This is a genomic window from Leucobacter sp. G161 (genome assembly GCF_001482305.1).
In the GTDB taxonomy this organism is placed as follows: Bacteria; Actinomycetota; Actinomycetes; order Actinomycetales; family Microbacteriaceae; genus Leucobacter.
Genome location: NZ_LOHP01000053.1, coordinates 23,759 through 48,536 on the forward strand (window position 1 = coordinate 23,759; position 24,778 = coordinate 48,536).

20 protein-coding genes are annotated in these 24,778 nt (G+C 67.1%); 8 read left to right on the forward strand and 12 right to left on the reverse strand.

Going from position 1 to position 24,778, the window contains the following annotated elements:
• Positions 1-114: 114 nt before the first annotated feature.
• Entirely contained in the window at positions 115-900 is a 786-nt protein-coding gene (locus AUL38_RS05880; protein ID WP_059060038.1) for an AraC family transcriptional regulator, read from the reverse strand.
• Between the two features lie 199 nt (positions 901-1,099).
• Here AUL38_RS05880 and AUL38_RS05885 point away from each other — a divergent pair, with 199 nt between their 5' ends.
• The 6 genes from AUL38_RS05885 (at position 1,100) to AUL38_RS05910 (ending at position 8,640) form a co-directional block, all read left to right on the forward strand.
• A complete protein-coding gene (locus AUL38_RS05885) occupies positions 1,100-2,671 on the forward strand; it encodes an ATP-binding cassette domain-containing protein (RefSeq protein WP_059060039.1) in 1,572 nt (523 codons plus the stop codon).
• Positions 2,672-2,837: 166 nt separating this feature from the next.
• The gene (locus AUL38_RS05890) at positions 2,838-4,016 is read left to right on the forward strand and encodes an ABC transporter substrate-binding protein (protein WP_059060041.1); all 1,179 of its coding nucleotides are present in this window, start codon (positions 2,838-2,840) and stop codon (positions 4,014-4,016) included.
• A gap of 30 nt (positions 4,017-4,046) precedes the next feature.
• The gene (locus AUL38_RS05895; RefSeq protein WP_059060043.1) at positions 4,047-4,922 is read left to right on the forward strand and encodes a branched-chain amino acid ABC transporter permease; all 876 of its coding nucleotides are present in this window, start codon (positions 4,047-4,049) and stop codon (positions 4,920-4,922) included.
• A 3-nt stretch (positions 4,923-4,925) separates the two neighbouring features.
• Positions 4,926-6,662 carry an ATP-binding cassette domain-containing protein gene (locus tag AUL38_RS05900; RefSeq protein ID WP_059060045.1) on the forward strand — a complete coding sequence of 579 codons (1,737 nt, stop codon included), beginning with the start codon at positions 4,926-4,928 and terminating at the stop codon, positions 6,660-6,662.
• A 2-nt stretch (positions 6,663-6,664) separates the two neighbouring features.
• Complete coding sequence (locus AUL38_RS05905) at positions 6,665-7,390, forward strand: ABC transporter ATP-binding protein (protein WP_059060047.1); 726 nt, start codon at positions 6,665-6,667, stop codon at positions 7,388-7,390.
• Positions 7,387-8,640 (forward strand): alpha-hydroxy acid oxidase, encoded by a 1,254-nt coding sequence (locus AUL38_RS05910; RefSeq protein ID WP_235590623.1) that lies wholly within the window; start codon positions 7,387-7,389, stop codon positions 8,638-8,640. Before AUL38_RS05905 ends, AUL38_RS05910 begins: the two co-directional genes overlap by 4 nt.
• 151 nt (positions 8,641-8,791) lie before the next feature.
• Here the strand turns inward: AUL38_RS05910 and AUL38_RS05915 are convergent, their stop codons facing one another.
• From AUL38_RS05915 to AUL38_RS05930, 4 genes are all read right to left on the reverse strand, one after another.
• On the reverse strand, positions 8,792-9,583 hold the full coding sequence (locus AUL38_RS05915) for a FadR/GntR family transcriptional regulator (protein ID WP_059060049.1): 792 nt from the start codon (positions 9,581-9,583) through the stop codon (positions 8,792-8,794).
• Between the two features lie 61 nt (positions 9,584-9,644).
• Positions 9,645-10,661 (reverse strand): ABC transporter substrate-binding protein, encoded by a 1,017-nt coding sequence (locus AUL38_RS05920; protein WP_059060052.1) that lies wholly within the window; start codon positions 10,659-10,661, stop codon positions 9,645-9,647.
• A 39-nt stretch (positions 10,662-10,700) separates the two neighbouring features.
• Positions 10,701-11,474 carry an ABC transporter ATP-binding protein gene (locus AUL38_RS05925; RefSeq protein WP_059060053.1) on the reverse strand — a complete coding sequence of 258 codons (774 nt, stop codon included), beginning with the start codon at positions 11,472-11,474 and terminating at the stop codon, positions 10,701-10,703.
• Positions 11,471-12,481: an iron ABC transporter permease gene (locus tag AUL38_RS05930; protein WP_059060055.1), complete on the reverse strand. Its 1,011-nt coding sequence runs from the start codon at positions 12,479-12,481 to the stop codon at positions 11,471-11,473. Before AUL38_RS05930 ends, AUL38_RS05925 begins: the two co-directional genes overlap by 4 nt.
• A gap of 129 nt (positions 12,482-12,610) precedes the next feature.
• Here AUL38_RS05930 and AUL38_RS05935 point away from each other — a divergent pair, with 129 nt between their 5' ends.
• Positions 12,611-13,723, forward strand: a complete 1,113-nt coding sequence (locus AUL38_RS05935; RefSeq protein WP_059060057.1) for a ferrochelatase — start codon at positions 12,611-12,613, stop codon at positions 13,721-13,723.
• Between the two features lie 13 nt (positions 13,724-13,736).
• A complete protein-coding gene (gene hemQ / locus AUL38_RS05940; RefSeq protein ID WP_059060059.1) occupies positions 13,737-14,477 on the forward strand; it encodes a hydrogen peroxide-dependent heme synthase in 741 nt (246 codons plus the stop codon).
• 56 nt (positions 14,478-14,533) lie between these two features.
• On the opposite strand, the gene AUL38_RS05945 is transcribed toward hemQ, so the two are convergent.
• The 7 genes from AUL38_RS05945 to AUL38_RS05975 all read right to left on the reverse strand — a co-directional run bounded on the left by AUL38_RS05945 (position 14,534) and on the right by AUL38_RS05975 (position 24,505).
• Positions 14,534-16,552 (reverse strand): fibronectin type III domain-containing protein, encoded by a 2,019-nt coding sequence (locus AUL38_RS05945; RefSeq protein ID WP_083506643.1) that lies wholly within the window; start codon positions 16,550-16,552, stop codon positions 14,534-14,536.
• A 207-nt stretch (positions 16,553-16,759) separates the two neighbouring features.
• Positions 16,760-17,443, reverse strand: a complete 684-nt coding sequence (locus AUL38_RS05950) for a response regulator (RefSeq protein WP_059060063.1) — start codon at positions 17,441-17,443, stop codon at positions 16,760-16,762.
• Positions 17,440-19,953, reverse strand: coding sequence for an ATP-binding protein (locus AUL38_RS05955; protein WP_059060151.1), 2,514 nt, complete (start codon positions 19,951-19,953; stop codon positions 17,440-17,442). Before AUL38_RS05955 ends, AUL38_RS05950 begins: the two co-directional genes overlap by 4 nt.
• 5 nt (positions 19,954-19,958) lie before the next feature.
• Positions 19,959-20,573, reverse strand: coding sequence for a K(+)-transporting ATPase subunit C (kdpC, locus tag AUL38_RS05960; RefSeq protein WP_083506644.1), 615 nt, complete (start codon positions 20,571-20,573; stop codon positions 19,959-19,961).
• 46 nt (positions 20,574-20,619) lie between these two features.
• Positions 20,620-22,740: a potassium-transporting ATPase subunit KdpB gene (gene kdpB / locus AUL38_RS05965; protein WP_059060065.1), complete on the reverse strand. Its 2,121-nt coding sequence runs from the start codon at positions 22,738-22,740 to the stop codon at positions 20,620-20,622.
• Between the two features lie 2 nt (positions 22,741-22,742).
• Complete coding sequence (kdpA, locus tag AUL38_RS05970; RefSeq protein WP_059060067.1) at positions 22,743-24,416, reverse strand: potassium-transporting ATPase subunit KdpA; 1,674 nt, start codon at positions 24,414-24,416, stop codon at positions 22,743-22,745.
• Positions 24,416-24,505 (reverse strand): potassium-transporting ATPase subunit F, encoded by a 90-nt coding sequence (locus AUL38_RS05975; protein ID WP_059060069.1) that lies wholly within the window; start codon positions 24,503-24,505, stop codon positions 24,416-24,418. Before AUL38_RS05975 ends, kdpA begins: the two co-directional genes overlap by 1 nt.
• Positions 24,506-24,778 lie beyond the last annotated feature (273 nt).

Genomic DNA, 24,778 nt, shown 5'->3' on the forward strand with positions numbered 1-24,778 from the left:
TGATGGTGCTTCGGGGGCCGAGACGGCCTCATCCGATGTTGGTAAGGGCAACCTAACTAACGGTAGTGATCGGCCGTCCCGGTTTGGTGACAACTTGTGCCGGTTTTGGTACTTTTAGGCCGCGGCTGAGTGGGAGTCGGCCCGCGTGTACTCCGTAGGTGTCTGGCCAGTGAGTGCGCGAAAGTGCTCGATAAAGGTCGACGGGTTGCGATAGCCGAGCCGTCGGGAAATGGACACGACAGCTGCTCCGTTCGCGAGCTCGCGGATTGCGAGCTGGAGTCGCGCATGGATCCGCCACTGAGTGAACGTCACGCCGGTCTCCGCCTCGAATTGCCGCGCGAGGGTGCGCTGGTGCATGCCGTGGAGCTGCGCCCAGTCAGCGGTCGTGCGCTTGTCGGCGGGGTTCGTGAGCACCGCCTCGGCGATGGCGCGGAGGTGTGGGCTCGCTGGCATGCTGAGCTCGAACGAGGTGTGTGGGGCTGGCGCGAGCAGGTCGAGGATGACGTGCTGGAGACGCAGGCGTGCCGCCTCCCCAATCGCCGCCTGATGGTTGTGCAGAAGCAGCGCGCGGAGCGCGTCGCTCAGGGCCACTCCCGTGACCGCATCGGGCATTGCGTCGGCGACACCCGCGTCGTGGCTGAGGTACGTCGCGCGCACCTGTGCCGCGCCCACTGTGGCTGCGCGATGGGGCACGTTCGCGGGGATCCACACCCCCAGGGCTGGCGGAATTGCCCACACCCGACCGCCTGCCTCGAGCGTGACAATTCCGCCCTCTGACCAGAGCAGCTCGTGCTGTGCGTGTGCGTGTTCGTGCCAGTCGGTTGATGCACTCACGTCGTAGTCAAGCGTGGTGAGGAGGAATCCGAGGGGAACTCGGGGGATCTCCATCGTTTCGGTCATGAGTGGTGGGGCCTTTGTATGTGCGTGCGGCGGCGTGCGGGGAGGCCCGCCAGAAGATCACATCAGATGTGACTGAGGTTTACCTAAGAATGATGCTACGATCTCGCCTATACCAATCATCAGATGAATCGAGCTGGCGTGCAACTCCAGCGTGCGATCGGCGAGCATGGGCGCAGCGGCTGCGCCGGCGGGGAGAGCCATGTTTACGTGTGAACGACTCACGGTCGAGACTGACAGCGGTGCGCGTCGCCCGGTGCTGCAGCACCTGTCGGGGAGTGCCGAGTCCGGGCGGGTGCGAGCCATTGTTGGGGGACCGGGGTCGGGCAAGACCGTGCTCGGCGACGTGCTCAGAGGGGTGCTTGCCCCCGGGTTGCGCCACACTGCCGGCCGCGTGCGGATCGGTGAGGTTGACCCGCTCGCTCCGACCTCAGGGGGCGCAGTAGCAGCGGCCGCCGTGGCATGGTGCGGTGAGTCGACCGAAGCTGATCTGCTCGCTGCCCGAACCGTCGGCGAGGCTCTGCGAACCGCGCTCATTGGCCGATTTCCCGGTGCGGTGAGCGACGAACTCACGCTCGTCGCCGCGCTCGCGCGGGTCGGTATCAACGACGCGCGCATCCTTGACCGCGACCCGGCCACCCTGCTTCCTGCGTTGCGCCGCCGCCTCGCAATGGCGCAAGCGCTTGCGCGGCCCGCAGCCGTGCAGCCCGCTCGGCTGGTGGTCCTCGACGAGCCGCTGGGTGGTCTCGATGCTGCTGGCACGGCGGAGGTGCTCGAAGCGCTCGCCGGTATGCGCCGAACGACCCGCGCTACTGTCGTGGTGCTGACCCGTGATCTGGCACTGGCGCAGCGCTTCGCTGACGAGATTTCGGTGCTCGAGAGCGGCCAAATCGTCGAGACCTTCTATCCGGAGCGGACGATGACTGCGCCGCTCGGCATCGGCGGATCGTCGGAGCGGCCTGCTTCTCGGTATGCCGCCGGTCGCCGCCAGCCGACCGTCTCGGCTGCCCAGCGTAGGGCGCTGCAGCGAGGGCACGACCGGCCGCACCTGGAGCTGCGCGAGTATTCGGTACTGCTCGCTGACGGAGCGCCGGCCGCATCGCCGTTGACGCTGAGCGTCGAAGCCGGAGAGGCGCTCGCGATCACCGGGCCGCCAGGCAGCGGAAAAAGCATGCTTGCCCGAGCGTTGGTCGGCGGACTGCGACCCAGCTCAGCGTTGCGGATCAGTGGCGAGCTGCTGATCGCGGGGGAGGCGCAGGCGCCACGAGCGGCTATGCGCACGTCCGAGCAGCGGCGCGCGATCCAGCTTGTCACCTACGATCCGCACCGCTCAGCCGTCGAAACGCACACCGTGCGCACGCAGCTCAGGCGGGCGGTGCGCCGGTCGCGTCCGGCCGCCGCGCCCACGGCTGTCGGCGCGCGCGTCGCCGCACTGCTGCGGCTGGTCGGACTCAGCGCCGACATCCAGCTGCAGCGTGTCTGTGATCTCGCACCAGGCCCCGCTCACCGGCTCGCCCTAGCGCGGGCGCTCGCGCACGATCCGCGGGTGCTGATCTGGGATGCGCACGACCAGCACGGGGATACGGCGGCGTTCATCGAGCTGTGTGGTCGTATCCGCGCCACGAGCGGGGCGGCCCTGCTCGTCCTGACGCGCGATGCAGCAGTGGCACGAGCGGTCTCGAATCGTGAGCTCCGTCTCGATCGAGTGCACCCGCCGCAGCTGCTCGATAGTGAGTCGGAACAGCACGCAGTGGGCGTGAAGCGCGCCGCATGAGGCGAGTTGTCTGCTGCCCTCTAGGCTGCGTATGTTTCGATTTGAGCACATATCACGAATCGCTCCGGCGAGTCTTTGAATAATTCCTATCGCTGTGCCACCGTGGTGCGATACATATGTCAATTCGTCCGCGCTTTAGCGTGCCCAGAACCGCTTGGAGAACTCAATGAAGATGAAGCTTCGCGCTGCCGCCGTTGTATCAGCATCGGCCCTGCTACTCGTTGGATGCAGCAGCACAGGTGGGGGCGGTGAGTCCGGCGGGGAAGCTGGCGGGCTCGTCGGCACCGGCTCAGGTGACAGCTGCGTCATTGACAGCCCGGTCAAGGTGGGCGCTGCGCTCAGCCTCACTGGTGCGGCAGGCAGCTACGGGCTGTCCCAGCAGGAGGGCCTCGAGCTTGCGCTCGCAGAGCTCAACGAACAGGACGGTGTCACCTACGAGCTGAACATCGAAGATGACGCCTCGGAGCCACGTCAGGGCATTAGCGTCATGGAGACCTTCGTCGGTGACGGCACGAGCATCGTGCTCGGACCGACGCTCTCGAACACCGCGGTCGCAGCAATGCCGATCGCTAACGAGGCGAGCATGCCGGTCATGGGCATCTCGACCACTGCCGGTGGCATCACCGACATTGGCGAGTACGTCTTCCGTGACTCGCTCACTGAAGCGCAGGTCATCCCGCAGACCGTCGACGCCGTCATCGACGAGTTCGACCTTAAGAAGGTCGTCGTGATGTACTCCAACGACGACGCGTTCACCGAGTCGGGCTACGAGGTCATGGCCGAGACGCTTGATGGCACCGACGTTGAGGTGCTCGACACGCTCACGTTCTCGAAGGCAGACACTGACTTCCGCCCGCTGCTCACGGCCGCGAAGGACATGAACCCGGACGCGATCGTGGTGTCGGCACTCATCGAAGCAGCTATCCCGCTGGTGACGCAGGCGCGCGAGCTCGGCATCGAGCAGCCGATCGTCGGCGGTAACGGCTTCAACAACCCGAAGCTCATGGCTGACGCCGGTGCGGCAGCGGAAGGTGTTGTCGTTGGTGCAGCGTGGAACTCGGCTTCGGACAACCCCGAGAACCAGGCATTCCTCGCAGCCTACGAAGAGAAGTTCGGCAAGCAGCCCGACCAGTTCGCAGCACAGGCATACTCCGCGCTCTACCTCATCAACGACGCAGTCCGCAGCGATTGCTCGGCTGAGCGTAGCGATCTGCGCGAGTCGGTCGCCGGTCTCAAGGACGTCGCAACTCCGCTCGGTGCCGTGAGCATCAACGCGGACCGTGACGCCGAGCACCCCGCCGTCGTGCAGATCGTGAAGGACGGCAAGTTCGCCGTTCTGCGCTAACCCCGCATTACCCCTGAACGAGGATCACCCATGCAGCAATTGCTTAATGGCCTATTTATAGGCTCGATCTATGCGCTGTTCGCCATCGGATTTACCCTGGTGTTCGGCATTCTTGACCGCTTGAACCTGGCGCACCCCGCCGTGTTCGCAGCGTCAGCCTTCGTGGGCATCGGCCTCGCCGAAGCCTTTGAGCTGTCGATCTGGGTGATCCTCGTTCTCGTGTTCCTCTTTGGCGCGGTGCTCGGCCTCGTGATTGAGCGGGTGGCGTTCCGCCCGCTGAAGAACCGGCCCGATGCGCACTTCGCGGGCCTTATCGCCTCCATCGCGATGGCAGGCATGATTGTCGCCGTGTTGCAGGCCTTCTTCGGGCCGCAGACGAGACGCTTCCCCGAGGGCACCGCGCCCGAGGGCAAGGTTGAGATCTTCGGCGCCAGTGCGACGTACGTGCAGCTCGCGATTGTCGTGATCTGCATCGGGCTCGTGATCGCGCTGAACGTGCTCGTCAAGCGTTCCTCGCTCGGCCGTTCGATGCGCGCCGTGGCCGAGAACCCGACCGCCGCACGTGTGCTCGGCATCAACGTCGACCGCGTCACGGCAATGACCTTTTCGATTTCCTCGGCACTCGGCGCGGTCGCGGGCGTGCTCTTCGCGCTCAATGTGAACAGCGCACAGCTCAGCATGGGCACCTCGATCGAGCTCAAGGGCCTCGCCGTGATCATCGTCGGCGGCATGGGGTCGCTCCCCGGCGCGCTCGTTGGCGGGCTGGTGCTCGGAATCGCGGAGGTGTTCGCGATCCAATACATCGGCTCGAGCTGGCGTGACTTCATCGCGTTCGCGCTGCTCTTCGTCATTCTGCTCCTCATGCCACAGGGCATCTTCGGCAAGCGGAAGGTGCGTGAGGTCTAACCCATGTTTACCGAATCCGTTCTCGTCTTCATCGCCCTCAACGGCATCTTTGCGTACTCGTTCTACGCAGTTCTGGTTGCAGGCCAGCTCAGCCTCGGCCAGGCAGGCTTCGCCGGCATCGCGGCGTTCGTCGCAGCGACTCTCGCCCCGACCCCTGCAAGCTGGGGCCCCATCCCGACACTCATCATTGCGATCGTGATCGGCATGGTCGTTGGCTCGCTTGCCGCAGTCATCCTCGGATTGCCCACGATGCGGCTCCGCGGCGTCTTCCTCGCGATCGCGACACTCGGTTTCGCCGAGGGCATTCGTATCTTCATCCTCAATCAGTCGTGGACCGGCGGCGCGCAGGGCATGTCCGTTCCAAAGGTCGTCGGCCCCGAGCTTGCCTGGGTGCTCCTCGCAGTCGTCGCCTACTGGTTCTGGCGCCAGGGTCGCTCGCGCTACGGCCGCGCGCTCGAAGCGATCCGCGAGGACGAGCTCGCCGCGCGCTCGATCGGCATCGATGTCGGACGGCACCGCCTCACCGCATTCGTCTCGGCAGGCGCAATCGCCGGCCTGTACGGCGTGCTGTGGGCCTACTTCATGCGGATCATTGCACCCGAGGACTTCAGCTTCTCGACCGCGATTGACGGTCTCGTGACCGCCGTCGTTGGCGGCTCCACCAACTTCTTCGGCCCCATTTTGGGCAGCGGGTTCCAGACCATGCTGCCGGAGATCCAGCGCGCGGTCGGGATCGAAGCCGGCTGGCTGCGGCCCTTCATCTCCGGGCTGCTGCTGCTCATCGTGATCCTCTATCTCCCCGGCGGCATCGCGAGCCTCGTTCCGCGCCGCAAGCAGAAGATCGACATTGACGCGCTCGGCCTCGCCGCGGACGGTGCCAACGTGGCCCCAGCGTCGATGCGGTCACACCCCGCCAAGGGTGAGGTCGTCGTTGAACTCAACGCACTCGCCAAGGAATATGGGGGCGTGCACGCGGTACAGGGCGTCGATCTCACGATCCGCAGCGGCGACGTTGTCGGGCTCATCGGCCCGAACGGTGCAGGCAAGACCACGCTGGTGAACATGATCAGCGGGCTGATCCCGCCCTCGAGCGGCTCGGCAACCGTGCTTGGCGTCGACATCGGCAGCACCCCCGTGCACCGTATCGCGGCGGCCGGCGTCACCCGCACCTTCCAGCATTCCAAGCTGTTCAACCGGCTGACCGCGCTCGAGAACGTACTCATTGGCACCCACCTCGTGGCGAAACCGACGTTCCTTCGGCGCCTACTCTGGCTGCCGTCCGCGCGTCGGGACGAGCAGGCCGCGCTCGCGCAGGCTGCTCGCTGCCTGAACCGCGTAGGGCTCATCGACAAGGCAAACGTCGAAGCGAAGGGGCTCTCATACGGCGACCAGCGCCGACTGGAGATCGCTCGCGCCCTCGCAGCTGATCCCTCGCTACTCATCCTTGATGAGCCGGCAGCTGGCATGAACCACGTCGAAGCCGAGCAGCTCTCCGAGCTCATTCGTTCGCTCGCGAACGACGGCCTGACGATCGTCTTTATTGAACACAACGTTGGCATGGTGCTCGGCACCTGCGACCACATCGCGGTGCTGAACTTCGGGCAGCTGCTTGCAACTGGAACGCCGGCCGAGATCGAGGCCGACGAGCGTGTCATCGACGCGTACCTTGGCGCGGCGCAGGACGACGACGCCGAGCAGGCCGGCGCTGCCGGCTCCGCTTCAACCGATGGGAGGGGCTAAGCATGGCCGATCCAATTCTCCGCGTGACTGACCTCAAGGTCAGCTACGGCAAGGTTGAGGCTGTACGCGGCATCTCCTTTGACGTGCCCCAGGGCGCGCTCGTCACGCTTGTCGGAGCAAACGGCGCGGGCAAGTCCTCGATCATCAACGCGATCGCCGGCATCGTGAAACCAGCCGGCGGTAAAATCCTGTTTGAGGGTGACGACATCACCCGCACGGGGGCGCACAAGCTCGTGAAGCGCGGCCTCGTGCAGGTTCCCGAGGGGCGCCAGGTGCTCAGCACACTCACGATCGCTGAGAACCTGCAGCTCGGAGCGAGGCTGCTGCGCGGCGGAGCCGCAGCTGCGATCGATGGCATCTATGACCGATTCCCTGTGCTCGGCGAGCGGCGGCAGCTTCCGGCGGGGTCGCTCTCAGGTGGTGAACAGCAGATGCTCGCCATTGGCCGGGCGATGCTCGCCGAACCCCGCGTGATTTTCATGGACGAACCCTCGATGGGGCTCGCGCCGAAGATTGTCGATGAGATCTTCAACGTGATTGAAGAGATCCGCGCCGGTGGCACCACGGTCGTGCTCGTTGAGCAGAACGCGCGGCGCGCGTTGCAAGCCGCGGACGAGGGACACATCCTGCAGAACGGCTCGATCGTGCGATCGGGGCGCTCCGCGGAACTTCTGGCAGACGACAGCATTATTCAGGCATACCTCGGAACGGGTGGCAGCACGAAGTGAGTAGCACCAACGGTAGCGAACTCGGTACACGCAAGATCGAGCGGAAGCTCCCGAAGTGGAGCGACTTTTCGCCGCTCCTCGGATTCAAGAAGCCCGAGTTTGACCCGGTGGAACGTAGGCTGCAGCGTGCGCTCACCGTAAAAGATCTCGCTGAAGCCGCACGCCGCCGCACCCCGAAGTCCGTGTTCTACTACGTTCACGGTGCGGCGGAAGCCGAACTGAGCATCTGGCGCGCCAGGGAAGCATTCTCGCGCGTCGAGTTCGAGCCTCGCGTGCTGCACGACGTCGCCGACGTCAGCACGAGTACGACGATTCTCGGCAAGGAGGCGAGTTTCCCGCTCATTCTCGCGCCGACCGGGTTCACGCGAATGATGCAGCACGAGGGCGAGATCGCCGTCGCACGGTCAGCGGCACGCGCCGGCGTCCCGTACACGCTGTCGACGATGGGCACCACCGCCCCGGGGGACCTGCAGGACGCTGTGCCGAGCGGTACCAATTGGTTCCAGCTGTACCTGTGGAAGGATCGCGACGCGACCCGCCAGCTCATCGAACAGGTGCGCGCCGCGGGCTACGACACCCTCGTGTTGACCGTCGATACCCCCGTCGCAGGGAATCGGCTGCGCGACACGCGCAACGGCCTGACGATTCCGCCGTCGTTGAGCATGAAGACGTTCATCGACTTCGCGATGTACCCGAACTGGTGGGCCAACATCCTCACCACCGAGCCGATCGAGTTCGCGAGCCTGAAGTCGTTCGACGGTACGGTCGCAGAGCTCGTCGGGCAGATGTTCGACCCGAGCCTGAATCTCGACGACCTGCAGTGGCTCCGCGACGAGTGGGAAGGCTCGCTCGTCGTTAAGGGCATCCAGTCCGTCGAAGACGCGAAGCGCGTGGTCGACCTCGGCGTGGATGCGATCGTGGTCTCGAACCATGGTGGCCGCCAACTCGACCGCGCGCCAACGCCGCTCGAGTTGCTGCCGAAGGTCGCCGAGGCCGTGAATGGTCGCGCACAGATCTTCCTCGACACTGGCATCCTGTCGGGTGCGGACGTGCTCGCCGCGGTCGGCCTGGGCGCAGACGCCTGCATGGTCGGGCGAGCGTACCTGTACGCGCTCATGGCCGGGGGAGAGCGCGGAGTGGACCGAATGTTCGAGATCATGCGGTCTGAGGCGCTGCGGACCATGCAGTTGACCGGGGTCGACAGCGTCACCGAACTGCGTGGCCGGGTGAGTCTGCGCGATTCACGCTAGGCCGATGGGCGGCCCGTGCCCATCCGCCAGACAGACAATCTCAAAACGACGATAGCTATGCCGTAGATCGCAAGATCTGGCATAGCTATCGTCGATTGCATGTGCAGTGGCGCGGCGTGCGACAGCACCCCACTCGGCAACGCCCCAGCGGTTATACCTCGCTGAGGCCCTGCGGGTCGTACCCTGCCTCGATGAGGCTCTCGGCGCGCTCGGTGTTCGGGCTGAGATCCAGCATGTCCGCGTGCACACCGAGGTCGCGGTCGGCGTGGAGCGCCATGGAGTGTGCGGCGTCGCGCACGTCGCGCTCTTCGATTGCCTTGAGTAGCGCCCCGTGGTCGAGGTGCATGGTGTCCGAGGAGATCCCGAGGAACACCACCCCGCTGGCGACAGCGCGGCCAAGGACCGTCATCACGCCAGAGTACAGGTCGAGCAGGAGCTTGCTGCCGCTCGCCTCAACGATGAGCCTGTGGAATGAGTCGGGCCGAGCGATGTCGTTGCAGCGCTCGCAGTTTTCTGGGTTCATCGCAGCACCGTCGGGTGCCTCGTCGAAGGTGAGGCTGCGTTCATAGCTCCGTCGAAGTGCCGCGAGCTGCTCATCGCTGCGCTTCACCGCGGCGGTCTGGGCAGCCTCGATCTCGAGCGAGCGGCGGTAGATGAGTACCTCCTCGAGATCCTGTTCGATGAGGAATTCGGTGAGCAGTGAGCTCACCGGCGTGCGTGCGCGCACAAACGTGCCGACGCCTGGCACGGGCTCGAGCATCCCCAGGGTGGTCAGTGAGCGAACTGCCTCGCGAACGGTCGACCGACCGACCCCGATGAGATCCATAAGCTCTGGCTCTTTCGGGATGAGCTCGCCGATGGGCCACTCGCCGGAACTGATGCGGGAGCGGAGAAACGTATGAGCCTCGCGCACCTTGTGCGAACCGAGCTGTGTGGAGGACATGCACTGAGTGTATCGAGCGTGCGCCTCCTCCGGGACGGCGCACGCTCAGGCAGCTCCCGGGTTACTTGAGTGTCGCCACCCACGCAGTGAAGGATTCGAGCCCGGTCACGGTCGAGCCGAGGCCGAGTGCCTGCACATCGCGACCCGTAACGCGCATGAGCGCGTCGTCGGCCGCTGCGGGAACCGTGGCGACCGCAGGGTTCGCGAGGAGGTCCGCGTACATCCGATCCCCAGTGCCGTTCATGTCGACGAGTACGATGCCGTCGGGGTTCGCCTGGACGATTTGTTCGGCACTAATCGGGCCCGTGGCTTCCATCCCCATCTCGTCACTCACGCTGACAGCACCGGCAAGGTTGAGGAGCTCGAGCGGGAACGCTCCGCCCGCGGTTGCGAACGGTCGGCCGGCCTGGTTCGTGAGTACGAGGACACGCGGCGCGTCGGCGTTGTCACTGCCCGACTTCGGAGCCGCGTGCTCACCCAGTCCGGACTCGATCTCCTCGATGAGCGCCGTGGCGGCGGTCTCGGTGCCGGTGGTCTGACCGATGAGGTCGATGTTCCGTGACAGCGTCGCGGTGCTCGTCCAGGTCTCCGGGAGCTGCAGCGTTGTCAGCCCTGCCTGTTCAAGCACGGAACCGATCGTGTCTTCGGCGCCGTGCCTCGGGCTCATCACCACGAGATCTGGAGCGGTCGAGATGACGGTTTCGGTATCGAGGTTCATCGCGACGGGGAACGTCTGCGGCACAGCCTGCATCTCCTCGACATGGCCGCCGAGCGTTGGGTTGAGCACGGCCTCCGGGATCAGCACCAGCCGGTCGGCAAGTCCGAGCTCTGCGATGACCTCAGCGCTCTCGTAATCGAGTGCGGCGATGGCCTGCGGCTCGCTTTCGACGGTAATGCTGTGGGCCTCGCCTGCTCGGCCCGCCGGGATCTCGATCGTGCGTGGGAAGCCCACCACTGCGGTGTCTGCCGGGGCTGCGTCTGTCGACGGCGCAGCTGGAGCTGCCGGAGCGCAGCCGGAGAGGCCAAGCAGCGTTGCCGCGGTGAGCGCGGCAACGGTGAGGGATCGAGCGATGTTCATGGGGTCCTTTCGCGGTAGCGCACGGATGGCGCCCGGGTTTCAGTCGTCCGCCGCGAGAATGCGGCGACCCTGCGGGGTGGTGTGGATCGTCGTGCGAACGCCGTATGCGGCAAACACGCGCTCGGGGCCGAGGACCTCGTGCGGAGTACCGGTGTGCGACGATCCACCCGGGTCGAGCAGGAGCACGCGCGTGCAGGTGTTCAGCGCGATGCTGAGGTCATGGATTGCGGCGATCACGATGCGGCCCTGATTGCCGAGGCCACGCATGATCTGTTCGACAGCGCGCTGGTGGGCGAGGTCGAGGGCGCTTGTGGGCTCGTCGAGCACCACAATGGGGGTGTTTTGCGCGAGGACGCGTGCGAGCTGCACGAGCTGGCGCTGTCCGCCGGAGAGCACGCTGTAGCGGCGATCGGCGAGGTGGCTGATGCCCGCACGCGCGAGCGCTGCATCCACTGCGGCGGCGTGATCACTGCGACGCGAGGCCCAGGCTCCGACGCCGACGAGCTCACGCACGCGGAGTTCGCCCGGGGCGCCGTGATCCTGCGCCATGAGTGAGACAAGTTCCGAGCGCCGCTTCGCTTTTGCGCGAGTGAGTTCCTCACTCCCGAAGCGTGCTGACCCGTAGCTCGAGACCCCTGACTGCGCGATCGCGCCGAGCAGGGAGGACTTGCCGACCCCGTTCGGCCCGACAATGCCGAGTACCGTGCCCGGTTCGAGCCGAAGCGTGAGTGGGTCGCTCAGGGCAACGCTGCCCCGAATCGCCCCGAAGCCGCCGAGTTCGAGGGGAAGAAGTGTTGCGGGCGCGGGGATCATGCGCGGCGCTTTCGGAGGAGGAGCGACAGGAAGACGGGCGCGCCAACGAGGGCTGCGACAACTCCGGTTTGCACGACGACCGAGCCGAACGCGGTGCGAGCGATGGTGTCGGCGAGGATGAGGAAGAGCGCGCCACCGAGGGCCGCGAGCGGAAGGAGGCGTGCGTGAGAAGCGCCGACGAGCAGTCGCAGGAAGTGCGGCACGACGAGGCCAACGAAGCTGATAATGCCGCTCACTGCGACGGCTGCTCCGGTGACCAGAGCAGCGACGAGGAGGAGCACCGTGCGCTCGCGGGTGACGTTCACGCCCGAGGTTGACGCGATCTCTTCGCCGAGTGCGAGCGCGTCGAGAGCGCGCAGGCGGGTCATGAGGATCGCGATCCCCACCAGAATGGGGCCAACCGAGAGGAGTACGTGATCCCAGCTGCGAAGCTCGAGGTCGCCGGAGAGCCAGAACATGGCGCTGCGGACGAGTGAATCGTCTTTCGCGTTTGCGATGAGGACGTTAATGAGCGCCCCCGCGAGTGCGCTGATGGATACGCCGACGAGGATGATGGTGCCCGGGCCCAGATCGCGCCTGCTGCGGAGCACGCCGAGCAGGATCAGGGCGACCGTCGCGGCACCGGCGAACGCTGCGAGTGGCACGCCCCACTGGTTATTGCCGGAGAAGCCCAGCGTGATGCCAGCGACCGCGCCGACTGCGGCGCCTGCCGAGACGCCGGTGATGCCGGGTTCGGCGAGGGGGTTGCGCAGGATTGCCTGCATGACCGTGCCGACGACCGCGAGGGCCGCGCCAACGAGCGCCGCGACCACGATGCGGGGGAGCCTGATCGACCACACCACGGTTGCGGCCTGAATGTCTGCCTGCTGCGGTGTGAAGAGTGCAAGGAATGTCTCTGCCGGCGTGAGGCGCACGATGCCCAGCATGAGCGAGAGCAGCGCAGCAACGCCGAGCGCGATTGCGCCAACGGTCGCTGTCCACAAGACTGGATGTCGTGTGCGGCTCACTGCTCTCCTGCTGAACTAGAGTGGTTTTCGGCGTCATGTGGCGCCGGAACTACTCTAGTCATAGGTCTGATCTGATAAGTCAGACCTTTCACATCGGACGTTCAGGTTCGGTCGAATAGCGTACGGAGCGTGAATGAGATTTCGCCTGCCGTGCTTGCGGCTCCTTACGATGCCCTGCTCCTGTGTTCCTTCGGAGGCCCGAACGGGCCAGACGATGTGCTTCCCTTCTTGCGGAACGTCACCGTCGGGAAGAATATCCCCGAGGACCGTCTGGTGGAAGTGGGTGAGCACTACGGCCACTTCGGTGGAAAGAGCCCGATCAACGAGCAGAATCTCGAACTTCTCGAGGCGCTGCAAGCGGAGCTCGCGCGCCGCGGGGTCGCGCTGCCGGTGATCTGGGGTAACCGGAACTGGCATCCGTACACCGTTGATGCGCTGCGCGATGCTGCGGCGTTCGGCACCAAGCGCGTGCTCACCATTGTCACGAGCGCCTACGCCTCGTATTCGGGCAGCCGCCAGTACCGAGAGCACCTCGCGGCGGCGGTCTCCGAACTCGGCGACATCGCGCCCGAGATTGATATTGTTCGGCCGTTCTTCAACGACCCGGGCTTCGTCCTCGCGAACGCCGACGCGGTCGCGGAGGCGGCGGCGAAGCTTGACGGCGGTCTCGCAGGCGCGCACATTGTCTATGTCACGCACTCGATTCCCGACGCGATGCAAGATGCTTCGGCGGCGACCGGCCCCGGCTACCGTGAGCAGCATGAGGACGTGCTCGCCACGATCAACACGCTCCTCGCCGGTGACGTTGCCCCATCGTTCGAATCGTCGCTGGCATACTGCTCGCGCTCTGGCGACCCGCGGACGCCCTGGCTCGAGCCCGACGTGAACGACCATCTTGAGGAACTCGCCAAGGCCGGCGTTCGCAAGGTCGTGATCGCACCGATCGGGTTCATTTCTGACCACATGGAGGTCGCGTTCGACCTTGACACCGAGGCCCTCGAAACTGCCGCGGAACACGGCATCCAGGCTGTCCGCGCCGACACCGTTGGCGTGCGTGACCGCTTCGTCTCCGGCCTCGTGGACATGGTTCTCGAGCGCGCCGCACGCGAGCGCGGCGAGGATGTCCCCGCCACCACTATTGGCGCCTACCCGGCGCTCCCAGACGTCGCTCCGCCCGGGAGCTGCCGCATGCGTCACGGTGAGGTGACGGGGATCCCCGTGCTCGCCGGGACCGAGGATTAAGAGGAGAACGATCGTGACCGAATCCGTCCGCCCCGTTATTGACCACAGTGCTATCGCCGAGAGCATCAATGAGGCGGTGAACTACACGATGTTTGCCGTGTTCCGCGAGGAGCGCGCGGCAGCGGTTCCCGCGGATCCCGCCGCCGCGACGCAGCGCACCATCGATGCGCTTGCCGCAATCGAGGGGCTCGCGGTGCGGGGCTGGTACGACATCGCAGGCTTCCGTGCAGACTCCGACGTGCTGGTGTGGCTGCACGCGCCAACCACTGAGGCGCTGCAGGCCGGATACCGGGAGATCCTCTCGGGCGCAGCCGGTCGGCTGTCGCCGGTCTGGTCGAACATTGGCGTGCACCGCGCGGCTGAGTTCAACCGCGCGCACATCCCCGCCTTCCTCGCGGGGGAGACCCCGGGTGACTACCTCTGCGTGTACCCGTTCGTGCGCAGCAAGGAATGGTACCTGCTGCCCGACGAGGAGCGCTCCACCATGCTCCGCGAACACGGAGCGGCAGCGCGCGACTACGGCGACGTGCTCGCGAACACCGTCGCGTCGTTTGCGCTCGGTGACTACGAGTGGCTCCTCGCGTTCGAATCGGCCGATCTCACCCGCATCGTCGACCTCATGCGCGAGCTTCGCGCGACCGAGGCACGACGGCACGTGCTCGAGGAGATCCCGTTCTTCACGGGTCCCCGCGCCGAGCCTGAGGTGTTGCTCGGACGCATCGTCGCTGGGTCGAACAACTCACACAGCGCCTGAAACTTCGAATGGGCTCGGCCACCGTGGGGGTGGACGAGCCCATTCGAGTCTCTGGGCTAGACGGTTCGGCGTGCCCGCACGAGCAGCGTCACCGCGCCGCCGCCGAGGAGGAGTGCAGCAAGCGCGAGCGCCGCGATGCCGGGAGCCCCGCCTGTGCTCGCGAGACCGCTCCCTGCGCCCTTCCCGACGGCCGGCGGGTCAGCCGGAGTGACCGGGTTGACCGGGTCAACGGGATCCACCGGGTCAACGGGTGGATCGACCGGTGGGACCACCGGGCCTATCGGCTCTCCGAGTGTGACGGTTGCCGTCGCCTGAGCCGCGACCTTGCCGCCGCTCGGATCGATCGCCTGCACCGCCACCGCGTTCTCCGCAGTCAGCGAGGCAACCTCTTCGGGTGTGGTCTCAGTGGTCACTTTAACAACCGCTTCGTCGCCGACGTCGAGGGCGCCGACGGGGACGGTCTCCTCTGCGTCGTCTGCGCCGCGCATGAACACAGCCTCGGCGTCTGCGAGGGGAGTGTTCCCAGCATTCGTGACCGTCGCGGTCCACACGATCGGTTCGCCAGCCCCCGGTGTCGCAGGCGCCTTGCCGGTGAGCGAGACATCAATCGCTGGGGCTTCCTCGCTCGGGATCACCGAGTCGATGGTCGCGGCGTCGCCGCGGCCAGCCTCACTGTATGCGGTGACGCGAAAGCTGTACGTGCCCGGCTCAAGCTCGGTGACGGTGAGGCTCGTCTCGAGGCTTGGCTCGCGCTCGATCAGCTCCCACGTCTTGCCGTCGTCTGCGGAGCGCTCCACGACGTAGTCCAGCACGGGGGCCTGACCGTACACGGTCTTGTTCTCATCCCACGCCAGCTCGACGCTTCCCGCCAGGGCACCGGGTGACCCGGTGAACCCGGTCATGGGGGAGGGCGCGCGTGCCATGAGGCGGAGGCTGTGCTCGCCCTTCGCCGTCATGACGATCCAGCCCTCGGTCGTGACGTCGAGGTCGCGTGCCTGTGTGTACGGCACGTCGCGCACCTGCACCTCGTCGAGCAACTCCTTGCCGTCATTGCTGTAGCGCAAGACCGCACCGGTCTGCGGCACGACATAGAGGTAGCCCTCGGGGCCTACGACAGTGTCGTAAATCATCTGGTTGGGGAACGCTATGGCCCCGTCCTCACCGAAGCTCGTATCCAGCTCCCAGCTGCCCGAGGGGTCGTCGACCTTCCACCGCTGCACCATACCGGCCTTGGTGGCGCGGTTGAACCCGAGATCGGAGGTGATGATGGAATCGCCGTCGCTCGATACCCCGTAGATCTCGTCGAGGTTGCCCGGGCCATCGGTGACCGGCCCGTTGTTCTCGAGCCCGGCGGTCTGCCCCTCGCCGGTGAGCCGGTAGAGCGGGTCACCGCCTGGCACCTCAAAGACGCTCACGACGTTGCAGCCTTCGTACGGGGCGAAGAGCCGGTCGCCCGTGACGGTAAAGAAGGGGGCCCACGCAAGCTCACCCTCTGCGAGTTCGGAGCAGCCCTGGTCGCCTCCGAGCCCGGCGTTACCGGCGATGCGGTGTTCGTCGTCGTAGAACAGGATCGTGCCTGGCGGGTCCGAGAGGTTCCCGTTCGTGTCGCTCACCGCAATGCCGCCGTCATCGAGGGAGATGACGCCGCGGGGCTCTGCCCACGGGAGCTTGCCGCCGGCAGGGTCGGCGGCGGTGCTGTCCCGATTGGCGTACTGGATGGGGCCTTCCCACGCAGATGTGAGGTAGCCTCCGGTTTCGGTGTACTCGCCGTTGCCGCGGTAGTCTCCGACGGCGGCGTCGAAGCCCGTAGGACGGTACTCGTAGATGCCCCGATTCGCGGCAGCAGAGTCATCGGTCACCGCGTACCAGATGCTGCCGGCCGCGTCGACGGTCACCCCGTAGATGTTGTTGATGGCGGTCAGGCTGTCGCCGATGAGCCCGTACTCGCTGCTGCCCTCGGCCTTGCCGTCTAACAGTGGATCGTCGAGGGCGAGCGCCGCCTGCGGCGCTGAGACCAAGAGGGATGTGGCGAGCGCCGCGACAGCGGCAGCTCCCAAGTGTCGTCCTGCGGACATAGAGACCTTTCACATACAGCGAGGCGCGCAGCAGTTGGGAGCGCGCGTGACGCAGCGCGTCACATCACCACGCTAGGACCCGGAACCCGTCTTTTCGGGGCTCTGGCGCCCATTGCACGGAACCTGAGTGCCCTATGTCGGAAAGTGAGTAGTCGGCCTTCGGAACACCTCGGAAGTGCTGCCCGAGTGAGCGTTCCGTCCCGCGTTTCAGGTGAGGAGCCGATACCCCATCCCGGGCTCGGTGAGAATGTGCGCGGGGTTCGCTGGATCGTCCTCGATCTTCTTTCGCAACTGTGAGACGTACAAGCGCAGGTACCCGGTGTCTTCGGCGTGCTCGGTGCCCCAGATGCAGGTGAGCAGGGTCTGCCGGGTGACGAGCTTGCCCGCGTTGCGGATGAGGATCTCGATCACCTGCCACTCGGTCGGAGTGAGACGGATCTGTCGGTCGCCGGTGGGCGACTCGCGGATGACGCTGTGCGCCGCGAGGTCGATCGTGACCGCGCCAAGTTTCGCCACCGGCGCGGCCTCGTCGTGTGGGCTGCGTCTGGTGAGGGCGCGGATGCGCGCGAGCAGCTCGCCGACCGAGAACGGCTTCGTGACGTAGTCGTCGGCGCCGGCGTCGAGGGCCTCGATCTTGTCGTCTGCGCCTGCTCGGCCGGAGACGACGAGGATGGGCGCGCGCGACCAGCCCCGGATCGCGTGGATGACATCGAGGCCGTCAAGCTGGGGCATGCCGAGATCGAGCACGACAAGGTCGGGCCCGTGATCGACCGCGGCCGAGATGGCCTCCCGGCCGTCTGCTGCGGTGAACACCTCGTAGCCCTTCGCGCTGAGCGTGATGCGCAGGGCGCGAAGAATCTGCGGGTCGTCGTCGGCGATGAGGATCTTCACGCTGCCGCCCCGTCCGCCTCGGCGAGCGATACCACCATCGTCAGGCCTCCTCCCGGTGTGTCTTCTGGGGTGAGCGTACCGTGCATTGCCTCAACAAAGCCGCGTGACAGGGCGAGCCCGAGCCCGAGGCCGGTCTCGTTGTCGGTGTCGCCGAGCCGCTGGAACGGCACAAAGATATCGTCGAGCCGGTCACGTGGCACTCCGGGCCCGTGATCGATGACGCGGATCTCGAGCGCGCCACCAAACACGCTCGTGGTGATGAGGATGGGGGTTGCCGGCGGCGAGTGCCGCTGGGCGTTCGCGAGGAGATTCACGAGCACGCGTTGGAGGAGCACGGGGTCGGCGATGGTGAGCGCTTCGTCGTGCTGGAGCGAAAGCTGTACCTCGGCGGGTCCGAGGCCCAGCTCGTCGAGCGCGGGAGCGATCGCCTCGGCCGGGTCAGTGGGGACGCTGGCGATGCTCAGCACGCCGCCCTGAATGCGGCTCACGTCGAGCAGGTCGGTGAGGAGCGTCGCGAGCGCGGCAAGGCTCTCGTCAGCGGTGTCGAGGAGCTCGGCCCGGTCTGCGTCGGTGAGGTTCGCAGCGGCCGTGCGCAGCCCGCCGACGGCGGCAGTCGCCGCCGCGAGTGGACGACGCAGGTCGTGACTGAGCGCCGAGAGCAAAGCCCCCCGCACACGGTCAGACGCGGCGATCGGCTCGATGTCGCGCGCGGTCTGTTCGAGCTGCTGCTGGTCGAGTGCCACGGAGAGCTGCGCAACGACGACCGACAGCAGCCGCTGCTCGGCGGCCGCGAGGGGGCGGCCGGTGAGTTCGAGGGTCGCCTGTTCGCCGAGCGGCACCCGGGTGACCGGGGTGTCTGCCCCGGGGTCGCCTGAGCTCGCGATGACCCGCGGCGGCGCCGACTCGCCCTCGCCGTTGCCCGCCGCGAGCACCCGCACGCCCGCGAGTTGGAACGCTTCGCGGGTGCGGTCCGCGAGCGCCTGCGTCGCGTCATCCCCGCGCAGCACACTGCCGGCGATGGTCTGGATGAACTCTGACTCCGCGGCGGAACGCTTCGCCGCGCGCGTGTGCCGGGCCGCGCGATCGACGATGAAGCTCACCAGGCTTGCGATGGTCACGTACAGCGCGAGCGCGAGCAGATGGAGCGGCTCGTGGATGTGGACCGTGTAGATCGGCTCGATGAAGAAGTAGTCGAGGGTGAGACCCGAGAACACTGCTGCGAAGAGCGCCGGCCAGATGCCACCGACGAGCGCAACGATGACGGTGAGCAGCTGGTAGCTGAGTACGTCGCTGGTGATCGAATCCGGGGTGCTCACGCGCGTGAGCAGGAACGTGAGCGCCGGGCCGCCGAGGAGGGCGACGACGAAGCCGAGGATCCGCCGCCTGGCGGTGAGCGCACCGGTGCGCGGTGGCAACGCGAAGCGACGGGCGGCGGCGGCGTGGTTCACCATGTGCACGTCGATATCGCCCGACTCACGCACCACAGTTGCGCCGATTCCGGGGCCGGTGAGCACGGCGGCGAGCCTGCCGCGCCTGCTTGCGCCGAGCACGAGTTGCGTCGCGTTCACCGAGCGCGCGAACTCGACGAGCGCGGTCGGCACGTCCTCGCCAACGACCTGGTGGTAGCTCCCGTTGAGCTGGTCGACGAGGGCGCGCTGCTGGGCGAGCACGTCGGGGCCCGCGGTGCGCAGCCCGTCCTGGCTGGTGACGTGCACGGCGAGCAGCTCGCCGCCGGCCGAGCGGGCCGCGATCCGGGCCCCGCGCCGCAGCAGCGTCTCGCCCTCGGGGCCACCGGTGAGCGCGACGACGACCCGCTCGCGCGCCTCCCAGGTGCCCTCGATGCCGTGCTCCGCCCGGTAGCCCTTGAGGGCCTGATCGACTTCGTCGGCGAGCCACACGAGCGCGAGCTCGCGCAGCGCGGTGAGGTTTCCGAGGCGGAAGTAGTGCGAGAGTGCCGCGTCGATCCGCTCGGCCGGGTACACGAAGCCGCCCGCGAGCCGATCGCGAAGCGACTGCGGCGCGAGGTCGACGAGCTCGAGCTGGTCGGCACCGCGGAGGAAACTATCGGGCACCGTCTCCTGCTGCGGCACGCCGGTGATCTGCTCGACGACGTCATTCAGGGAGGCGATGTGCTGCACGTTGAGCGTCGAGATCACGTCGATGCCGTGCGCGAGGAGCGCTTCGACGTCCTGCCAGCGCTTGTCGTGCGCCGAGCCGGGGGCATTCGTGTGCGCGAGCTCGTCGACGAGCGCGAGCTCGGGGCGCCGATCGATGATCGCCGCGAGGTCCATCTCCTCGAGCTCGACGCCGCGGTGCCAGACGCGGGCGCGGGCGACCTGCGGCAGCCCCGTCACCAGGGCAGCGGTCGCGGCGCGGCCGTGCGATTCGACGACCCCGACCACCACGTCGCGGCCGTCCGCGAGCAGGCGGCGCCCCTCTTCGAGCATCGAGTAGGTCTTCCCGACGCCCGGCGCGGCACCGAGAAACACGCGAAGCCTGCCCCGCTTCACCATGCTCACCCCCGCATCTGCTCGAGCGCCAGATTGAGTTCGAGCACGTTTACCCTACTCTCACCGAGGAACCCCAGGTCGGGGCCCTGCGTGTGATCGGTGACGAGCTGCGTCACCGCGGCACGGTCGAGCCCGCGCGCCTCGGCAACACGATCGACCTGAATCGCGGCGTACGCCTCGCTGATGTGCGGGTCGAGGCCCGAGGAAGAGGCGGTGACCGCGTCGGCCGGCACCCGACTCTCGGGCACCCCGTTGAGGGTCGCGACGGCGCGCTTGCGCTCGGCGATCGCCCCGACGAGCTCGGGGTTCTCCGGCCCGAGATTTGATCCCGACGAAGCTGCCCCGTCGTAGCCGTCACCGGCTGCCGATGGGCGAGGCTGGAAGAACGCGGGATCGGGCTCGCCCGCAGCCGTGAGGAACTGCTGGCCGATGAGCGCGGATCCCACCGGAGCGCCCGCCCCGTTCACGCGCAACGAGCCGTTCGCCTGGTTCGGGAACGTGAGCTGGCCAACTCCGGTGATCGCAAGCGGGTACGCGACACCGACGAGTAGAGTGAACACGATCATCGCGCGGATCGCGACCCAGACCGTGCGGCGGGATGTGCGGGGTGCGGTAGTCACAGTGTGTGCTTCTTTCGTGAGTGTGTGCTGCGGATTCCGAGGGCGGTTAGAACCCGGGGATGAGCCGGACGAGCTGATCGATGAGCCAGATCCCGAGGAACGGGCTGACGACGCCGCCGAGGCCGTAGACCGCGAGGTTCCGACCGAGGAGCTGGGAGGCACCGCCCGGCCGATACTTCACGCCCTTGAGTGCGAGCGGGATGAGGGCCACGATGATGAGGCCGTTGAAGATGATCGCCGACAGCACGGCCGACGCGGCGGAGCTCAAGCCCATGATGTTCAGGGCAGCGAGGCCCGGGAACACCCCCATGAACATCGCCGGGATGATCGCGAAGTACTTCGCGATGTCGTTCGCGATTGAGAACGTCGTGAGCGCACCGCGCGTGATGAGCAGCTGCTTGCCGATGCGCACGATCTCGATGAGCTTCGCCGGGTCGGAGTCGAGGTCGACCATGTTGCCGGCCTCCTTCGCGGCCGACGTTCCCGAGTTCATCGCGACGCCGACGTCGGCCTGCGCGAGCGCGGGGGCGTCGTTCGTGCCGTCGCCGGTCATCGCGACGAGGTTGCCGCCCGCCTGTTCTTTGCGGATGTACGCGAGCTTGTCTTCCGGGGTCGCCTCCGCGAGGAAATCGTCGACGCCGGCTTCCTTCGCGATTGCTGCGGCGGTGAGCGGGTTGTCTCCCGTGATCATGACGGTGCGGATCCCCATCGCGCGCAGCTCGACGAACTTCTCGCGCAGTCCCTCCTTCACGACGTCCTTGAGGTGCACGACGCCGAGCACGCGGCGCTCGCCGCCGGGGGAGGCGACCGCGACGACGAGCGGGGTGCCGCCGCTCGACGAGACCTCGGCGACGCGCGCCTCAAGCTCCGTCTCCGTCTCGGGCTGGATCGCGCCGCCGTCCTCGCGCAGCCAGGCGAGCACGGCGCTCCCCGCGCCCTTCCGCACGACCGAGCCGTCGGGCAGATCGACGCCGGACATCCTGGTCTGCGCGGTGAACGGCACCTGCGTGCCGCCGGGTGCGCGGTCGAAGTTTGCGCCGAGCTGCTCGGCGAGCCGGGCGATCGAGCTGCCCTCGGGCGTCGGGTCTGCGAGCGACGAGAGCGCGGCCGCCGCGACGAGCTCACCGTGCGCGACGCCGGAGAGTGCGAGGAAATCGCTTGCGCGCCTGTTGCCGTAGGTGATGGTGCCGGTCTTGTCGAGCAGCAGCGTCGTGACATCGCCGGCGGCCTCAACCGCGCGGCCGCTTGTTGCGAGCACGTTGCGCTGCACGAGCCGATCCATCCCCGCGATGCCGACCGCGCTGAGCAGCGCGCCGATCGTCGTCGGGATGAGGCAGACGAGCAGCGCTGTGAGCACCGTCAGGCTCACTGGGGCTGCGGCGAACGACGCGATCGGGTTCAGCGTGAGCGCGACGACGACGAATACAATCGACAGGCTCGCGAGCAAGATGTTCAGCGCGACCTCGTTCGGGGTCTTCTGCCTGGCCGCGCCCTCCACGAGCGCGATCATGCGGTCGACGAAGGTGTCGCCCGGCTGCGAGGTGATCCGCACCACGATGCGGTCCGACAGCACCCGGGTGCCGCCCGTGACCGCCGAGCGGTCGCCGCCCGACTCCCGCACGACCGGGGCGGACTCGCCCGTGATTGCCGACTCGTCGACTGAGGCGATGCCCCACACGATGTCGCCGTCGCCGGGAATGAACTCGCCCGCCTCCACGAGCACGGTGTCGCCGACGCGCAGGTCAGCTGATGGCACCGCGGTCGAACGGGTGTCGAGAGCCGACGCATCGGCGACCTCGTCGTACCCGTCGATGCGGCGCGCGGTCGTCGACGTACGCGTCTTCCTGAGCGACTCGGCCTGCGCCTTGCCGCGACCCTCGGCGACCGATTCAGCGACGTTCGCGAACAGTACCGTGAGCCACAGCCAGCACGCGATCGCCGCGGTAAACGACCCGGGAACGGAGCTGCCGCCCGAATCGGCGGGGCCGCCGAGGAACGGCTCGGCCAGCGCGAGCGCCGTCGTGAGCACGGCACCGACCCAGACGATGAACATCACCGGGTTGCGCCACTGCTCCCGCGGATCGAGCTTGCGGAACGCGCCGGGAAGCGCGGCCCCCAGCTGGGCGAGTGAGAACCCGCCGCGGGCGGGAGAGGTTGTCGTAGACATGGTTACACGAGCCCTTCAGCCAGGGGACCCAGCGCGAGAACGGGAAGAAACGCGAGCGCGGTGAGGAGTACCGTCACCGCAGCAAGCAGCCCAACGAAGAGTGGGCGATGGGTGGGGAGGGTGCCTGCGGTGGCGGGCACCCGATCCTGCGCCGCAAGGGAACCGGCGAGCGCGAGGACGAGCATGATCGGCACAAAGCGGCCGAGCAAGATCGTGACGCCGAGGGCAGTGTTCAGCCACGGGGTGTTCGCGGTAAGCCCGGCGAACGCCGAGCCGTTGTTGTTCGCGGCCGAGGTGAACGCGTACAGCACCTCAGACATGCCGTGCACGCCGGGGTTGAGGATCGACTCACCCGCCACGCTCTCACGCACGCCCGGCAGCGCGAAGCTCAGCGCGGTGCCCGTGAGCACGAGCGTCGGCATCACCAAAATGTAGAGCGCAGCGAGCTTGATCTCGCGCGGCCCGATCTTCTTGCCGAGATACTCGGGAGTGCGGCCGATGAGCAGGCCGGCGATGAACACCGCGATCACCGCGAGCACGAGGATCGCGTACGTGCCGGAGCCGACGCCGCCGGGGGAGACCTCGCCGAGCAGCATGTTCAGCATCGGGAACATCCCGCCGAGCGCAGTGTACGAGTCGTGCATCGAGTTCACCGCACCGGTTGAGGTGCCAGTGCTCGTCGTCGCGAACAGCGTCGAGCCGATGACGCCGAACCGCTGCTCCTTGCCCTCGAGCGCGGCCCCCGCAAGCTCGGGTGCCGTGCCCCTCCCGGCGAGCTCGAGCGCCGTGAGCGCCGAGAAGCTGAGGAGGTAGAGCAGCCCCATCACGCTGAGAATCGCGATCCCCTGCCGATTGTCGCCGACCATCCGGCCGAAGGTGCGCGGCAGCGAGAACGGGATCGCGAGCATGAGCAGCACCTCGAATAGGTTCGTGAGCGGCGTCGGGTTCTCGAGCGGGTGCGAGGAGTTCGCATTGAAGAAGCCACCACCGTTCGTGCCGAGCAGCTTGATCGCCTCCTGCGAAGCCGTCGGGCCACCCGGAATCGTCTGCGTTGCCCCAGCGAGGGTCGTCACATCGGTGAAGCCGTTGAAGTTCTGGATCACGCCGCCCGCGATGAGTACGAGCGCGCTCGCCGCAGCGATCGGCAGCAGCAGCCGCAGCGTGCCACGCGTGACGTCGACCCAGAAGTTGCCGATCGTGCCCGAGCGGCGGTACGCGAAGCCGCGCACGAGCGCGATCGCAACCGCGATGCCGACGGCCGCAGAGGTGAAGTTCTGCACGGCGAGACCCGCGAGCTGCACCGAGTAACCCAGGGTGGACTCGGGGGCGTAGGCCTGCCAGTTCGTGTTGCCGACAAACGACGCGGCCGTGTTGAACGAGAGGTGCTCGCTCGGAGCCGTGAGGCCGAGCGAGTAGGGGAGCCACTGCTGCAGCCGCTGCATGCCGTAGACGAGGAGGAGGCCGACCGCTGAAAACGCGAGCACCCCGCGCAGGTACGCCTGCCAGCTCTGCTCGGCGCGTGGATCCACTCCGATGAGCCGGTAGATGCCGCGCTCGATGCGCCAATCCTTCGTTGACGTGTAGACCCACGCCATGTAGTCGCCGAGCGGCCGGTAGATGACGGCGATGACGACGGCAACGCTCGCGACGGCGAGGAGCGCGTAGAGCCAGCCCATCAGAACTTCTCCGGGCGCACGAGAGCGATCGCGAGGTACGCGAGCGCCGCAATGGCGGCGAGCGCAGCGACGGCGTCGAAGACGATCACAGCTTCTCCACCGCCTTCGCCAGCAGGCCGATGAGTGCGAACAGCGCGATCACGCCGAACGCGAAGACGACATCGAGCACGATGCACTCCGTTCATGAGATAGCGGACGGCGGGAGCCGGAGCCGTGCGCCGCGGTGGCGCATGCCCCGATTCAATACCCGTTCGGAGCCGCAATACGGGGCCCTAACGGAATCCATACGGCCGCGGCGTTAACCCTGACGGGAATCACACAGGGTGCGCTAATCTCCCGCTATGAGCAAATGTTCGCGGCGC

What these genes read in the sequence shown, in the direction of transcription:
- AUL38_RS05905 (WP_059060047.1), top strand. Translation starts at nt 6,665, where the DNA reads ATGGCCGATCCAATTCTCCGCGTGACTGACCTCAAGGTCAGCTACGGC.
- AUL38_RS05890 (WP_059060041.1), top strand. Translation starts at nt 2,838, where the DNA reads ATGAAGATGAAGCTTCGCGCTGCCGCCGTTGTATCAGCATCGGCCCTG.
- AUL38_RS05945 (WP_083506643.1), bottom strand. Translation starts at nt 16,552, where the DNA reads ATGTCCGCAGGACGACACTTGGGAGCTGCCGCTGTCGCGGCGCTCGCC.
- AUL38_RS05920 (WP_059060052.1), bottom strand. Translation starts at nt 10,661, where the DNA reads ATGAACATCGCTCGATCCCTCACCGTTGCCGCGCTCACCGCGGCAACG.
- AUL38_RS05880 (WP_059060038.1), bottom strand. Translation starts at nt 900, where the DNA reads ATGACCGAAACGATGGAGATCCCCCGAGTTCCCCTCGGATTCCTCCTC.
- AUL38_RS05900 (WP_059060045.1), top strand. Translation starts at nt 4,926, where the DNA reads ATGTTTACCGAATCCGTTCTCGTCTTCATCGCCCTCAACGGCATCTTT.
- kdpA (WP_059060067.1), bottom strand. Translation starts at nt 24,416, where the DNA reads ATGGGCTGGCTCTACGCGCTCCTCGCCGTCGCGAGCGTTGCCGTCGTC.
- AUL38_RS05925 (WP_059060053.1), bottom strand. Translation starts at nt 11,474, where the DNA reads ATGATCCCCGCGCCCGCAACACTTCTTCCCCTCGAACTCGGCGGCTTC.
- AUL38_RS05885 (WP_059060039.1), top strand. Translation starts at nt 1,100, where the DNA reads ATGTTTACGTGTGAACGACTCACGGTCGAGACTGACAGCGGTGCGCGT.
- kdpB (WP_059060065.1), bottom strand. Translation starts at nt 22,740, where the DNA reads ATGTCTACGACAACCTCTCCCGCCCGCGGCGGGTTCTCACTCGCCCAG.
- AUL38_RS05895 (WP_059060043.1), top strand. Translation starts at nt 4,047, where the DNA reads ATGCAGCAATTGCTTAATGGCCTATTTATAGGCTCGATCTATGCGCTG.
- AUL38_RS05915 (WP_059060049.1), bottom strand. Translation starts at nt 9,583, where the DNA reads ATGTCCTCCACACAGCTCGGTTCGCACAAGGTGCGCGAGGCTCATACG.